13 protein-coding genes are annotated in these 13,525 nt (G+C 69.9%); 10 read left to right on the top strand and 3 right to left on the bottom strand.

The genetic code is table 11. The annotated features are described in order from the left end of the window. Positions 1 to 3 precede the first annotated feature (3 nt). The 3 genes from ACW5E8_RS10100 to sctT are packed head-to-tail and all read left to right on the top strand — an operon-like array spanning position 4 to position 2,116. Positions 4 to 1,062 carry an EscR/YscR/HrcR family type III secretion system export apparatus protein gene (locus ACW5E8_RS10100; protein WP_456965403.1) on the top strand — a complete coding sequence of 353 codons (1,059 nt, stop codon included), beginning with the start codon at positions 4 to 6 and terminating at the stop codon, positions 1,060 to 1,062. Between the two features lies 1 nt (position 1,063). Then, positions 1,064 to 1,333 (top strand): type III secretion system export apparatus subunit SctS, encoded by a 270-nt coding sequence (gene sctS, locus ACW5E8_RS10095; protein ID WP_456965402.1) that lies wholly within the window; start codon positions 1,064 to 1,066, stop codon positions 1,331 to 1,333. Positions 1,334 to 1,336: 3 nt separating this feature from the next. Continuing rightward, on the top strand, positions 1,337 to 2,116 hold the full coding sequence (gene sctT, locus ACW5E8_RS10090; RefSeq protein ID WP_456965401.1) for a type III secretion system export apparatus subunit SctT: 780 nt from the start codon (positions 1,337 to 1,339) through the stop codon (positions 2,114 to 2,116). Here sctT and sctU read toward each other — a convergent pair whose 3' ends face one another. Next, positions 2,117 to 3,175 (bottom strand): type III secretion system export apparatus subunit SctU, encoded by a 1,059-nt coding sequence (sctU, locus tag ACW5E8_RS10085; protein WP_456965400.1) that lies wholly within the window; start codon positions 3,173 to 3,175, stop codon positions 2,117 to 2,119. Between the two features lie 203 nt (positions 3,176 to 3,378). Here sctU and ACW5E8_RS10080 point away from each other — a divergent pair, with 203 nt between their 5' ends. From ACW5E8_RS10080 to ACW5E8_RS10060, 5 genes are all read left to right on the top strand, one after another. Further along, positions 3,379 to 3,696 carry a hypothetical protein gene (locus tag ACW5E8_RS10080; protein ID WP_456965399.1) on the top strand — a complete coding sequence of 106 codons (318 nt, stop codon included), beginning with the start codon at positions 3,379 to 3,381 and terminating at the stop codon, positions 3,694 to 3,696. A gap of 36 nt (positions 3,697 to 3,732) precedes the next feature. Beyond that, positions 3,733 to 4,410 (top strand): hypothetical protein, encoded by a 678-nt coding sequence (locus ACW5E8_RS10075; RefSeq protein ID WP_456965398.1) that lies wholly within the window; start codon positions 3,733 to 3,735, stop codon positions 4,408 to 4,410. Between the two features lie 73 nt (positions 4,411 to 4,483). After that, positions 4,484 to 5,410, top strand: coding sequence for a hypothetical protein (locus tag ACW5E8_RS10070; protein ID WP_456965397.1), 927 nt, complete (start codon positions 4,484 to 4,486; stop codon positions 5,408 to 5,410). Positions 5,411 to 5,471: 61 nt separating this feature from the next. Next, entirely contained in the window at positions 5,472 to 8,126 is a 2,655-nt protein-coding gene (plsB, locus tag ACW5E8_RS10065; RefSeq protein ID WP_456965396.1) for a glycerol-3-phosphate 1-O-acyltransferase PlsB, read from the top strand. Positions 8,127 to 8,283: 157 nt separating this feature from the next. Beyond that, positions 8,284 to 8,865 (top strand): hypothetical protein, encoded by a 582-nt coding sequence (locus ACW5E8_RS10060; protein WP_456965395.1) that lies wholly within the window; start codon positions 8,284 to 8,286, stop codon positions 8,863 to 8,865. A gap of 4 nt (positions 8,866 to 8,869) precedes the next feature. Here ACW5E8_RS10060 and ACW5E8_RS10055 read toward each other — a convergent pair whose 3' ends face one another. Together ACW5E8_RS10055 and ACW5E8_RS10050 are read right to left on the bottom strand one after the other, a co-directional pair. Further along, positions 8,870 to 10,981, bottom strand: a complete 2,112-nt coding sequence (locus ACW5E8_RS10055; RefSeq protein WP_456965394.1) for an Ig-like domain-containing protein — start codon at positions 10,979 to 10,981, stop codon at positions 8,870 to 8,872. 253 nt (positions 10,982 to 11,234) lie between these two features. After that, positions 11,235 to 11,450, bottom strand: coding sequence for a YdcH family protein (locus tag ACW5E8_RS10050; RefSeq protein ID WP_456965731.1), 216 nt, complete (start codon positions 11,448 to 11,450; stop codon positions 11,235 to 11,237). 100 nt (positions 11,451 to 11,550) lie between these two features. Here ACW5E8_RS10050 and ttcA point away from each other — a divergent pair, with 100 nt between their 5' ends. After that, positions 11,551 to 12,453, top strand: coding sequence for a tRNA 2-thiocytidine(32) synthetase TtcA (gene ttcA, locus ACW5E8_RS10045; RefSeq protein WP_456965393.1), 903 nt, complete (start codon positions 11,551 to 11,553; stop codon positions 12,451 to 12,453). A 108-nt stretch (positions 12,454 to 12,561) separates the two neighbouring features. Further along, positions 12,562 to 13,467, top strand: a complete 906-nt coding sequence (locus ACW5E8_RS10040) for a recombination-associated protein RdgC (RefSeq protein WP_456965392.1) — start codon at positions 12,562 to 12,564, stop codon at positions 13,465 to 13,467. Positions 13,468 to 13,525 lie beyond the last annotated feature (58 nt).

Below are 13,525 nucleotides of genomic sequence, written 5' to 3'. Positions count from 1 at the left end.
GGAATGGACTTCACCACCTTCTCGCCGGCGGTCGTCCTCGTCACCGTCGTCTTCATCGCGCTGGCACCGTTCGTGGCGGTGATGGTGACCTCGTTCACCAAGATCGTGGTGGTGCTGAGCCTGCTGCGCAACGCCCTGGGCCTGCAGCAGGTTCCGCCGAACGTCGTGATCAACGGCCTGGCGATCGTGCTGTCGGCCTACGTGATGTCGCCGGTGATCCTCGATACCCAAGCCGCGGTCAGCGCCTACCTGGCCGGGCAGCCGCCGCCGCCGCAGATCCAGGAGCAGATCGAAGCCCGCGCCGTCGCCCGCGCCGAACGCATGGCGGCGCGCGTCACGCAGTCCCCGGCCCCGGCGACACCGGGCGCGATGCCGGCAGCGACCACCGCGGCCGGCACGCGCGCCGACCCGCCGCCGGCCAGCCCCGCCGCCGCCGACGCCCTGCGCGCGGAGGCCGAAGCCCGCGCTGGCGGGGACGGCAACATGGCACCCGATCCCGCGGGCGCCGAGCGTTCGCCGCTGTTCGCGAACGTGGACAACGGCAGCGGCGTCACGCCTGCCGACGGCCCCGAAGGCGGCGCGGATGCCGGCGAGCAGGGACCCGTGGTGATCACCGCCACCGGCGCGCCGCGCCCGCCAACCCCCGTCGAAGGCGCGCCCATGGACGCCGCGCGGATGCTCGGCATCTTCGAGGCCGGCAAGGAGCCGCTGCGCAGTTTCCTGATCCGCCATTCCAACGACGCCGAACGCGCCTTCTTCCTGCGCAGCGCGCAGCGCCTGCTGCCGGCGGACCGTCGCGACGACCTCGATGTCGACGACTTCATCGTGGTGATCCCGGCGTTCACCGTGAGCGAACTCACGACCGCGTTCCAGATCGGCTTCCTGATCTTCCTGCCCTTCCTGATCATCGACCTGGTGGTGGCCAACATCCTGCTGGCGCTGGGCATGATGATGCTGTCGCCGACCACGATCTCGCTGCCGTTCAAACTGCTGCTGTTCGTGCTGGTCGACGGCTGGGCGAAGCTGGTCCACGGCCTGGTGCTGACCTACGGGGGCGGATGACATGAACGAGGTCCTGGAGCTCACCAAGGAAGCGCTGTTCCTTGTCATGCTGCTGTCCGGCCCGCCGATCGGCGCCGCGGCGCTGGTCGGGCTGGTCATCGCGTTCCTGCAGGCCGCCACCCAGCTGCAGGAGCAGACGTTCGCCTACGCCTGCAAGTTCCTGGCGATCGTGCTGATGCTGTTCGTGACCGCGGCGCTGATCGGCGGCTCGCTGTACAACTACACCGACCGCATCTTCCGCGACTTCCCGGGCCTGACGGTGCGGAACTGACGGGTGTTCGACTTCCTCGGCAACCCGCTGCTGGCGCTCGCGCTGGTGCTGCCGCGGGTGATCGGCGCCTTCCTGATGCTGCCGCTGATGACCCAGCAGACGGTGCCGGCGATGGTGCGCAACAGCTTCATGGTGAGCCTGGGGATCATCGTGCTGCCGGTGGCGCTGGCCGGCCTGCCGATGGAGAACCTGGGCACGATCGAATGGCCGCTGATCGTGTTGAAGGAAATCTTCATCGGGGTGGCGATCGGCTTCTGCTTTGGCATCGTGTTCTGGGCCGTGGCCGCGGTAGGCAGCGTGATCGACACCCAGGTCGGCATGTCGATGGCGCAGGTCTTCGATCCCATCCAGGGCCACCAGGTCACCCTGCACGGCGAGTTCCTGTCGCAGCTGGCGACCTGGCTGTTCATGGCCAGCGGCGCCTTCCTGGTATTCCTCGACCTGCTGATGGGCAGCTACGTGCTGTGGCCGGTGGCCTCGTACTTCCCCAACCTGCCGGCGGCGGGGATGAACCTGTTCGTCGGCCAGTTCGACTACATGATGACCACGGTGCTGGTGCTGGCGGCGCCGGTGATGGTGGTGATGCTGGTCATCGACCTGTCGTTCGGGCTGGTGAACCGCTACGCGCCGCAGCTCAACGTGTTCGCGCTCACGATGCCGATCAAGGCCTGGCTTGCGACGGCGCTGATCCTGCTGCTGATCGGCGTCTACGTGGAAATCCTGCTCGAGCGCCTGGGCAGCAACCGCTACCTGCTCGGCGTGCTCAAGCACGCGCTGGGCTGATCACTCGCCGCGGCGGATGCCCTCGGCCCAGAACAGCACCTCGGCCACCGCGTCGAAGAACTCGCTGCCGATGTAGTCGTCGACCTCGACCTTCTCGTTGAGGCCGCGCGCGAGCGGGATGTTCTGCAGGATCGGCACGCCGGCCTCTTCGGCGACGCGCTTGATCTCCTCGGCCTGGTGGCCCTCGCCCTTGGCGACGACCAGCGGCAGGTCGGTGACCCCGGCCTCGAACTGCAGGGCGACGGCAATGTGCGTTGGGTTGGTCACGACGACGTTCGATCCCCGTACGGCATTGAGCATGTTCTGCTGCGACCACTCCTGGTGCAACTGCTTGCGGCGCTGCTTCACGTACGGATCGCCCTCGTTCTCCTTGACCTCCTGCTTGATGTCGCGGCGGCTCATGCGCAGCTGCTTGAGGTAGGAGAACTTCTGGTACCAGGCGTCGAGCACCGACACGAAGAAGAACACGCCGATGGTCCAGATGCCGATCCGCACCAGGGCGTGCCAGATCGCGGTGCCCATCGCCCCGGGCGGTGCATGAGGCATCTGCAGCAGGCTGTGGCGCATGCCGTAGAGCACCACGGCGCCGATGAAGATCAGCGCCGCGCTCTTGAAGATGGCCTTCACCAGCTCCACCAGGTTGTCCATCGAGAACATCTTCTTGACGCCCTCGACCGGGTTCATCTTCGACACGTCCGGGGTGAGTTTCTTCATGCTCGCTACCGGCCCGGTCTGCAGGAACTCGACCACCACCGCGAGGAAGAGCGCCACCAGCAGCAGCGGCACGCTCAGCGCGACCAGGGTCCAGAAGGCCTGCAGCCCGAGCGCCGGCGCGGCCTCGAGGAAGGGCGTGCCGATGGCATCCAGGCTCGCCTGGAACAGCGCACGCATCCGGTCCCACATGAAGCCGAGCATCATCCAGCCGCCCACCAGCCAGCCCAGCACGAGCACCGTGCTGGTCAGCTCCTTGCTCTTGCTGACGTTGGCGTCCTTGCGCGCGTCGCGGAGCTTCTTGGGGGTCGGCTGCTCGGTCTTGTCGGCGCCCTGGTCCTGGGCCATCGCGTCTCTGCCTGGTTCGCGGCGGAACGCTACCATGCACGACCTTGCAGGCGCGGCTCCGGCGCGCAGTTGCGCGGCACGCCGGACTACCGGCAGCTGAACGGGTCGCGGCGGCTAGGGTCGGCCCGAGGTGGCAGGCGCAGCCCGCGGCGATACAGTCTGCCCATCGCCCCGAATCCCCCTCCAGGTCCCACGGCATCGCCATGAGCACCATCGGTCCCGACTCCCACCTCAACCTCGCATCCGGCCTGCATCGGATCGACGGGCCGCTGGACGACCTCCGTCGCCAGCAGGGCGGGGATGCGCACGAGGTCCAGCCCGGGAGCTCCGTCGCCGAGGTCGAGGCCGCACCGGTCGCGCTGGCGGATGCCGGCGAACGGGTCCTCGCCGCGCCGGCCTGGGACAGCGCCGGTCCGCGCATGCTCGCCGGCGACCTCGCCCTCGAGGCCCGGCTGGGTGCCCTGCCGCTGGCCCAGGCCGCCGAGGGCGCCGTGGATTCGGTGCTCGACGCGTTCGCCTGACCCGCCGGCACCACCAGCCGCGATAATGCCGCGGCCATGACCGATTCCCTGCCCACCCCCGCCGCCCTGCGCACCGCCGCCGACCGCCTGGTGTCGGCGCTGGCGGCGCATGCCGATCCCGAATACCGCCTGGCGGTGCTCAAGCGCCTGGTGCGCCGGCTGGGCGAGGAGCGCTATCCACTGTTCCTGCGCATCGTCGGCGTGGTGGCCGAAAGCGACGACGAGCGCGCGCAGCGGCTGCTCGCCGAGACCTTCGGCGTGGCCCTGCGCCGGATGGACCTGCCGGGCGGGGCCCTCAGCTCCTGGGGCGCCACCGGCCTGCCCGACCCCGGCGCGCCGATGGCCGCCAGCGCGCTGTCCGGGCACTTCTTCGGCGCCACCCCGCGGCGCATGCTCGGCCCGGTGGAATACCTGGTGGTGTGGCACCTGCAGCGGACCCAGCGCACGGCGCTGTCGGCCGAGGCCTTCCGCACCAGCCTGGCGCGCATGATCGCCATGCTCAACCGCAGCGAGGAGGCGCGCCTGCTGTACCCGCAGAAGCTGGCCGCCGACGCCCAGAACGAGCTGGAAGGCGCCTACACCCGCGCCACCCGCGACAGGCTGGCCGCCATTGCCGCGGCCTGGGCCGCCGGCGAACCGCCGGAACGCGTGGCCGAAGCCGCCATCGATGCGCCCGCTGCCGCCGCCCACGGCTGGGTGGTCCGCGACCTGTGACCGGGTAGGCTTGCCGCGGCTGCCGGCCGGCGGCCAAGATGCGCCCTGCTGCCCGGGGAGGGATGCGATGCCCATGCCACCGTTCCTCCGGTCGCTGCTGGCCGCCGCCGCAGTGACCGCCATGCTCGCGGCGTGCCGGCCCGTGACGCCGGATGCACAGACACCCGCAGCCAGCGACCTGAGCCGGCCCGCGCTGGCCGTGCAGGTGCTGGGCAGCCACATGCGCAGCGGCGATCTCGACGCGTTCGCGCGCGATGCCGTGCCGCCAGCGCTGCACACGCGGCTGCAGCTGGCCTGGCGCGCCGGCCACACACGCTGGCCGCTCGACGAGCTGCCGTTTTCGGAGCAGTTGCCGCAGGTGCTCGAAGCACTGGCGGCGGACGATGCCGAGACCGCCCTGCTGGCCGGCTTCGAACGCCAGTTCGCCGGTTCCGCGCGCGAAATCCGCGCCGCCGCCGCGACCATGGGCATGTTCGGCGTCCAGTATGTCGAGCACCAGGGCGACTTCAGCGACTCCGAGCGCGACCATTACGCGCAGCTGGTGTCGGCCGTGGCGCAGTGGGCCGCAGGGGCGCCACTGGCCGATCGCGAGCACGCGGCGGCCGCGATCACGCGCCTGGCCATCGCGGCGCGCGCCGTGGGCGCGGTGTCGGCCGAAGGCATCGCCGCGGCCGGCATGGATGCGTCGCTGGGGCGCATCGGCGCCTTCACCCTCGAGGCCCGGTCGGTGCTGGCCGGCTACGGCCTGGACCTCGATGCCGCCTTCGACAGCGTCGAGGCCGGCCTGCAGGTGCAGCAGGGCGACCGCGCCACCGTCCGCCTGCGCTACGTCCTGGCGGGCAGCGCCATCGACACCGTGGTCGACATGGAGCGCATCGACGGCCGCTGGTACCTGGCTGATTACCTGCGCCATGCCCGCGCGGCCGCCGGTGCCACGGACCTCCCGGCCGAGACGCAGCCCGCGCCCGCCGCACCGCCGGCCCCGGTGGCTGCTCCCTGAACCGGGACGCGTCCCGGCCGCTGCGCGGGGGCCGGAACCGCCCACGGGCATAATGTCGACGATGCCGAACCAGCCTTCCCTCTTCGATTCCAACTCCACGCCCGACGACCGCCCCGACGCCGACACCGGTCCCGGGCCGGCCGTTGAAGCCACCGTGCCCGGGCGTGGCCCGCGCCCCGGCCGCCCCTCCCGCCGCACGCGGCCGTGGTGGGCGCGCCTGATGGGGCGCGCGCTGTCGCCATGGATCGGGCTGAGCACCGAGCCCCAGGCCCCGGGCGAGGCAATCGACGACCGCCAGGTCTGCTACGTGCTCGAGGATTACGGCCTGTCCAACGCGCTGATCCTTGATCGCGCCTGCCGCGAGGCCGGACTGCCGTCGCCGCTGGTACCGCTTCCGGGCGACCTGCTCGGGCGCAAGCGCGCCTACGTCGCGCTGTCGCGGCGCAACGCCGGCAGTGCGCTCGACCTGGCCACCCGGATCGCCACCCAGCGCAAGCCGGAAAAGAAGAAGAGCCACTCCGACTCGCTCGCGCGCCTGCTTGAAGCGCACCACGACGACCCCGCGCTCGACGTGCAGCTGGTGCCGGTGTCGATCTTCGTTGGCCGGGCGCCGGACAAGAACAGCGGCTGGTTCTCGGTGCTGTTCTCGGAGAACTGGGCGCTGGTCGGCCGCTTCCGCCGGCTGCTGGCGATCCTGCTCAACGGCCGCGACACCTTGGTGCGCTTCGCGCCGCCGGTCGCGGTGCGCGACATCATCGCCGAGGGCCTGGAGCGCGAGCGCGAGGTGCGCAAGCTCTCGCGGCTGCTGCGCACGCACTTCAACCGCATCCGCGCCGCGATCATCGGCCCCGACCTGTCCACCCGCCGCCTGCTGGTCGACAAGGTCCTGTCATCGTCGCCGGTGCGCGACGCCATCGCCGACCAGGCCCGGCGCGAAGGCGGCGATGCCGCCCGCGGCCAGGCCGAAGCCTGGAAGAAGGCGCACGGCTACGCCTACGAGATCGCCGCCGACTATTCGCATCCGGTCGTGCGTTCGGCCAGCTTCCTGCTGACCACGGTCTGGAACCGCATCTTCCGCGGCGTGCTGGTGCACCACCTCGACCAGCTCAAGGCCGCGGCACCGGGCCACGAGGTCGTCTACGTGCCCTGCCACCGCAGCCACATGGACTACCTGCTGCTGTCCTATCTGCTGTACACGCGCGGCATCGTGCCGCCGCACATCGCCGCCGGCATCAACCTCAACCTGCCGGTGATCGGCACCATCCTGCGCAAGGGTGGCGCGTTCTTCATCCGCCGCAGCTTCCGCGGCAACGCGCTGTACTCTGCGGTGTTCACCGAGTACGTGGCCAAGCTGGTCGCCGGCGGCTATTCGATCGAGTACTTCATCGAGGGCGGGCGCTCGCGCACCGGCCGCCTGCTGCAGCCCAAGGGCGGCATGGTGGCGATGACCGTGCGCGCGTTCCTCCGCCAGCCCACGCGCCCGGTGCTGTTCCAGCCGGTCTACATCGGCTACGAGAAGCTGATGGAGGGCAACAGCTACTTCGACGAGCTGTCCGGCAAGCCCAAGGAAAAGGAATCGATCTGGGCGCTGCTGTGGAGCATCCCGAAGGTGCTGCGGCAGAACTACGGCCAGGTCGTGGTGAACTTCGGCGAGCCGATCGCGCTGGCCGACATGCTGGCCGAGCACGCCGCGAGCTGGGACGGCACGCCGCTTCCCGACGAGGACAAGCCCGACTGGCTGGCGACCACGGTCGATGCCACCGCGCAGCGCATCCAGGAGCGCGTCAACAGCGCCGCCGACGTCAACCCGATCAACCTGCTGGCGCTGGCGCTGCTGTCCACGCCCAAGCACGCCATGGGCGAGGGCGACCTGACGGCGCAGATCCTGCTCTCCAAGAAGCTGCTGGCCGAAGTGCCCTACAGCCCGCTGGTCACCGTCACCCCGCATTCGCCGCAGCAGATCATCGCCCACGGCGAGGAGATCGGCGTGCTGCACCGCGTGGTGCATCCGCTGGGCGACGTGCTGCGCGTTCACGGCGACACCGCGGTGCTGCTGTCGTACTTCCGCAACAACGTGGTGCACCTGTTCACGGCCTCGGCGTGGATCGCGTGCTGCTTCCTGCACAACCGGCGCATGGCGCGCGAGACCCTGCTGCGCATCGGCCGCAGCATGTACCCCTTCCTGCAGGGCGAACTGTTCCTGCCCTGGGACGAGGACGGCTTCGCCGAACGCATCGACGCGACGATCGAGCTGTTCGTACGCGAGGGGCTGCTCGAGCGCGTCAGCGAGGACGACGGCGGGATCCTTGCCCGCCAGGCAGGACAGTCGGACGAGGTGTTCCGGCTGCGTGCCATCGGCCATCCGCTGCAGCAGGCCTTCGAGCGCTACTACATCGCGATCTCGGTGCTGGCCAAGAACGGCTCGGGCACGCTCGGCGCGGGCGAGCTCGAAGGCCTGTGCCAGCTGGCGGCGCAGCGGCTGAGCCTGCTGTACGCGCCGGCGGCACCGGAGTTCTTCGACAAGGCGCTGTTCCGCGGCTTCATCCAGAAGCTGCGCGAACTCGGCCTGGTGAAGCTGGACCACAACAGCAAGCTGGCCTTCGACCAGCGCCTGGACACCTGGGCGCGCGACGCCAAGGTGATCCTGGGCCGCGAGCTGCGCCACACGATCGAGAAGATCAGCCCGGAAGCGGCGCCGGCCACGCCCGGGCCCTGACGTTCGTCGGCCGGTCCATCACCGGCTTCACTCGCAACGCGGCTGCCCGCACAATGCGCCCACGCCATGGGGAGTGGCGTACGCAGAGGCGCCGATCCAGGCTCGCCCCTGCGAACCGCACGCGCGGCGGCCCGGCCGCGACACACAGGGGAATTCCATGCGCTTCCGCAACGCCATGCCGGCGCTTGTCGCCGTTGCCATCGCCACCGCAGCCACGCCCGCCATCGCCCGCCAGGCAGGACAGACCGAAGGCTTCCTCTGCTGCAACATGCGCGCCTTCGACGGCGAGATCTACGACATCAACTACGACGACGAAGGCGCGCGCATCGTGCCCTTCGGCAGTCCGCTGACCGTGACCCGCCAGGACCGCCGCAAGCTCAGGCTGCTGGTCGACGGCAAGCGCCATGTGATCGAGAACCATTACAGCCGCGACCTGTCGGAAGCCGAATTCGCCGCCCGATACGTCGTGGCCGAAGACCCGCGCATCGCGGCCGCGGGCTTCCCGGACAAGATCCGCGAGGCCATCGCCAGCGCGCGCATCACGCCGGGGATGACCCGCGAGCAGGTGGCGATGTCGCTGGGCTGGCCCGTGAGCAGTGAGAACCCCAACCTCGAGGCCGAGGTCTGGCGCTTCTGGCTCAGCAGCTTCGACGAGATCCAGGTCGAGTTCGACGCCAACGGGCTGGTGATGGATGCCAGTGCCAGCCCGGTGACGCGACGGAAGATCTGGCTGCCCTGAGTCGTCAATGCGGCGGCGGGGCATCGATCTCGTAGAAGTTGCCGCGCTGGCTGAGCAGGACCAGGGGAAGCAGGCCGGTCGTATCCACGGCCGTCCAGAGTTCCTCGTGCAGGTAGATCCGGCCGCCGGCACGGGACACCGGCACCCAGCGCCGCTCCATGAACAGGTAGCAGCCATCCACGCCCAGGGTGCACTCGGCCTGCCAGCCATGGTGGTTCCGGTACCGGCGCGCCACCATCACGCCGTCGACCAGGTCCCAGCTCAGCGGCGTGCTGCTGATACCAACGTCCGGATAGATACTCACCTGCCTTCCCGTCTGGTCCGGCCCATCGAGAACGATGTAGAAGCCGAAGAAGTTCTCGAAATCGTAGGCGGTCTGCGAGATGTCGAAGCCCGATCGCCAGGGCCGGGCCAGGTTCGCCGTGGTGAACTCCAGGCTGCCGTCCCGCACCGATGACAGGGCGTAGATCGTCTTGGAGCGGCCGTCGGGCAGCTGGTAGGCGGCGATCACACCGTCGCCCTTGGCGCCATCGCGCACCAGGCGCACGAGCTCGGCGACTTCGCCGTCTTCGTAGACCAGCTGCAGGCGTCCGTTGCCGGCCAGCGACCAGGTGAACGCCTGGGCATCGTCGAGCACGATGCCGCCGCCACCGCTGTTGAATCGATGCAGGGCGTAGTTGGAGCCGTTGGTCTGCTCGCTGCCGTCAACGCCGTAGATTTCGGGCCGATGCAGCTGCAACGTGCGGTCCGCCGGGAACTCGTCCGCGCGGAACGGGATCTCTGCCACCCCCTCGCGATAGGACAGCATGCTGCTGGTCCCGGCGGTGACGACGTCGGGATACTCCGGGTTGTCCGGATACGACTGCACGTAGTGGTACGTGATGCCCACGAGGTCGCGGCCACTGGCGCCGCCGTCGACCAGGCGGGTGAAGTCCAGGCGCCCAAGACTGGAAACCCTTCTGACATCCGCGCCGTCCCGGTAGTGGAGGTGTTCGGTCTCGCGCGGCGTATCCAGGACGACGGCCGCCGCTCCGCCGACAACGACCCAGCTCGCGCCCGTATCGAGCGCCGGCACGGTATCGACGTAGGTGCCGACGCCGCCCTCTTCCAGCGCCAGGTGCTGCCCGGTGATCAGGCCCACGCGGATGGTGCCGGTGGCGCCGGGAGGTGCCAGCCACTTCGCGCCGACCATTCCGGCCGCGTCCGTCGGCACCACGACATCGGCATCGGACAGCGTGTACGCAATGGCGTTGTCGATCGCCTCGGGGTCACTGGATCGCACCGCCTGCACGAACTGCTGGTAGGCATCGGTGTCGCTGATCAGCGCCATCGTGTCCGCAACGCCCTTCGGGAGTGCGTGCGTTCCATCGGCCACCAGCTTGATCGCGGCCGACATCTCCAGGAGCACGTCGAGGTCCATCGCGCCCTGCGCCGCCGCGAGCTGTCCTTCGGACTCCACCGGGGCCCCGCCGTTGGCCAGCTGCAGCAGGTAGGCAAGCGCTGCGCTGAGCCGGGTCACCTGCACCTGGTTGTTTTCCTCGCGCGTGAGCACGCCGTCCTTGCCCGCCTCGGCCAGCAGGCGCTCGAAGCCACCGACGATGCTCGCCAGGGCCACCTCGCCACGGCTGCTTTCCAGCCTCACCATCTCGCCCTCAAGGCCGATCACGTCGATCGTGTAGGCACCGGTGGCATCGGCCTTGGCGTGGAAGCGCCGCTCGCCGACGCGGGCCGATACCGCGGCGCCCGGGCCGCGCTCGGTCACCCTGCCCTGCAGCCTGAGGGCGTCGCCGACGTCCACGGTCACAGTGGCGACGCCGAAGCTGCGTCCGGTCTTGACCGAATACGCGAGGCTGTCGCGCCCGGTGAATCCCGCGGCGGGCGTGTACAGGAGGCGTCCCTCGCCCACCTGCACGCTGCCGTGGGACGGCTGCCGGTACACGCGGAGGTCGGTCCGGGGCGTGGTGCCCGGATCGTTGGCCAGCACATCGATGGCGATTGCGTTGCCGCGGGTGGTCACGGCCACATCGTCGCCAGGCGCGTGGTCGAGGCCGGCGGCGGCCGCGGCGCCGGCCAACAGGCCGCCAAGCAGCAGTGCGGCGGCGGGGATCGTCTTCATCATCGGGTTGTCCTCGTAGGTCCGGGCGGAAGCGTGCCCGGGCGGAAAGCCAGCCGCGCGGCGACCAGGCCGGGAGAGAGGACCAGATGCGCCACGAGGCTGGCAGGGGATGTCCGCCAGGCCGCCGCCCGGGAAGGCATGCGGCCGAAACGGCTTGTCACCCCATATACGAGGAAACGGGGACAGAACCGACAAACGCGCCACGCATGTTGCGGTCCGGCGTGGCACCGCCGATCAGCGGCTGCCGCCAGCCTCAGGCCGGCTCGTCGGGAATCAACGCCGATTCCAGCAGCTCGATGCAATCGCGCAGCTGCAGCTTGCGCTTCTTCAGCCGCTTCACCATCAACTCGTCTGCGCCCGGGTCGAGCTGCAGCCGGGCAATGGCGGCATCGAGGTCGCGATGCTCGGCCTTCAGCGCCACGAGGCGCTGGGCGAGTCGGGCCTGTTCAGCGGCGTCGGAAGAATGCATGGCGTCCGAGAGTACACGCTGCCTGCGTTGCTCGACCATCGTCCGCCGCGACCCGCGCCGAAGCGGCGGCCGTGACCGGTACCGTTAGAATGCGTGCTCCATGAGCATCGCCCTCCCCCTCGCCGAACCCGCACCACGCGCACGCCGCGCAGCCCACGAGACCCAGCGCCTGGGCAAGCGCCTGCGCCACCAGGTCGGTCGCGCGATCGCCGACTTCGGCATGCTCGCCGACGGTGACAAGGTCATGGTGTGCCTGTCCGGCGGCAAGGACAGCTACACCCTGCTCGACGTCCTGCTGCAGCTGCAGAAGAAGGCGCCAGTGTCGTTCTCGATCACCGCGGTCAACCTCGACCAGAAGCAGCCCGGGTTCCCGAAGCACGTGCTCCCCGATTACCTGCGCTCGCTGGGCGTGGACTTCCACATCATCGAACAGGACACCTATTCGGTGGTCTCGCGCGTGGTGCCCGAAGGCAAGACCATGTGTTCGCTGTGCTCGCGGCTGCGCCGCGGTGCGCTGTACGCGCACGCCACCGAACATGGGTTCACCCGCATCGCCCTGGGCCACCACCTCGACGACATGGTGGCCACGTTCTTCCTCAGCATGTTCTTCCACGCCAGGCTCGGCGGCATGCCGCCGAAACTGCTCAGCGACGACGGCCGCCACGTGGTGATCCGCCCGCTGGCCTACGTCCGCGAAGACGATATCGCCGCCTACGCCGAGGCGAAGGCGTTCCCGATCATCCCCTGCAACCTCTGCGGCTCGCAGGAGAACCTGCAGCGCAAACAGGTGCAGCGGATGATGGCGCAGTGGGAGCGTGAATCGCCCGGACGCGTCGAGCAGATCGCGCGCGCGCTCGGCAACATCCGGCCCTCGCAGCTGGCAGATCCGAAGCTGTTCGATTTCCTCGGCCTGGGCCACCGCGACGCGGCGGCCATGGTCGACGCACGCGACTGGCTGGCCGGCGAACCCGACGACACGCCGCACGCCGGCCACGGCGCCTGATGCCGCAGCCCGGCAGCTCCCATCCCGCCCGCGCGGGACGCCAGCGCGTCCCCTGAGACAGCGCACACGCATCCTTCCCCGAACCCACCACCACGGCCCCCGATACCCATGTTCTTTCGCAACCTGACCCTGTTCCGTTTCCCGACCTCGCTCGACCTCGAAGGCCTGGAGGAGGCGCTTGCAACGCATCCGCTCAAGCCCGTCGGCCCGCTCGAGCTTTCTTCCCGCGGCTTCGTGCCGGCCCTTGGCCGCGACTCCGAAGCCCATGCCCACCGCATCGGCGACGCCGCCTGGGTGGCCGTGGGCGGCGAGGACCGCCTGCTGCCCTCCGCGGTCGTCAACGACATGCTCGCGCGCAAGCTCGACGAAGCCGAGGAGCGCGAGGGCCGCCGCCCGGGCGGCCGCGCGCGCAAGCGCATGAAGGACGAGCTGGTGCACGAGCTGCTGCCGCGCGCCTTCGTCCGCCCTTCGCGCACCGACGCCCTGCTCGACCTCAAGCACGGCCTGTGCATCGTCGACACCTCCTCGCGCAAGAACGCCGAGGCCGTGGTCTCGGCGCTGCGCCAGGCGCTGGGCAGCTTCCCGGCGCTGCCGGCAAATGCCGAAGTCGCGCCGCGCAGCGTGCTGACGGGCTGGATCGCGGGCGAGCAGCTGCCCGAAGGCCTGTCGCTTGGCGAGGAGTGCGAACTCAAGGACGGCAACGACACCGGCGCGATCGTGAAGTGCCAGCGCCAGGACCTGGGCAGCGAGGAGATCACCCACCACCTCGAAGCCGGCAAGCAGGTCACCCGTCTTGCGCTGGTGCTCGACGACCACGTTTCGTTCGTGCTCGGCGAGGACCTGGTGGTGCGCAAGCTGAAGTTCCTCGACGGCGCGGTGGACCAGCTCGAGGGCAACGACCGCGACGACCTGCACGCCGAACTCGACGCGCGCTTCGCGCTGATGTCGGCCGAAGTCCGGCGGCTGTTCGAGATCCTGGAGCCTGCGCTGAAGCTCTCGCGCGTCGATGCCTGAACGCAGTCGCATCGCAACCGCGCCCACGGATGCGCGCGACGCGGGTGCACGCCGGTAG

It is taken from the genome of Luteimonas sp. A649 (assembly GCF_054072735.1).
This window is presented reverse-complemented; position numbering and strand designations above follow the sequence as displayed.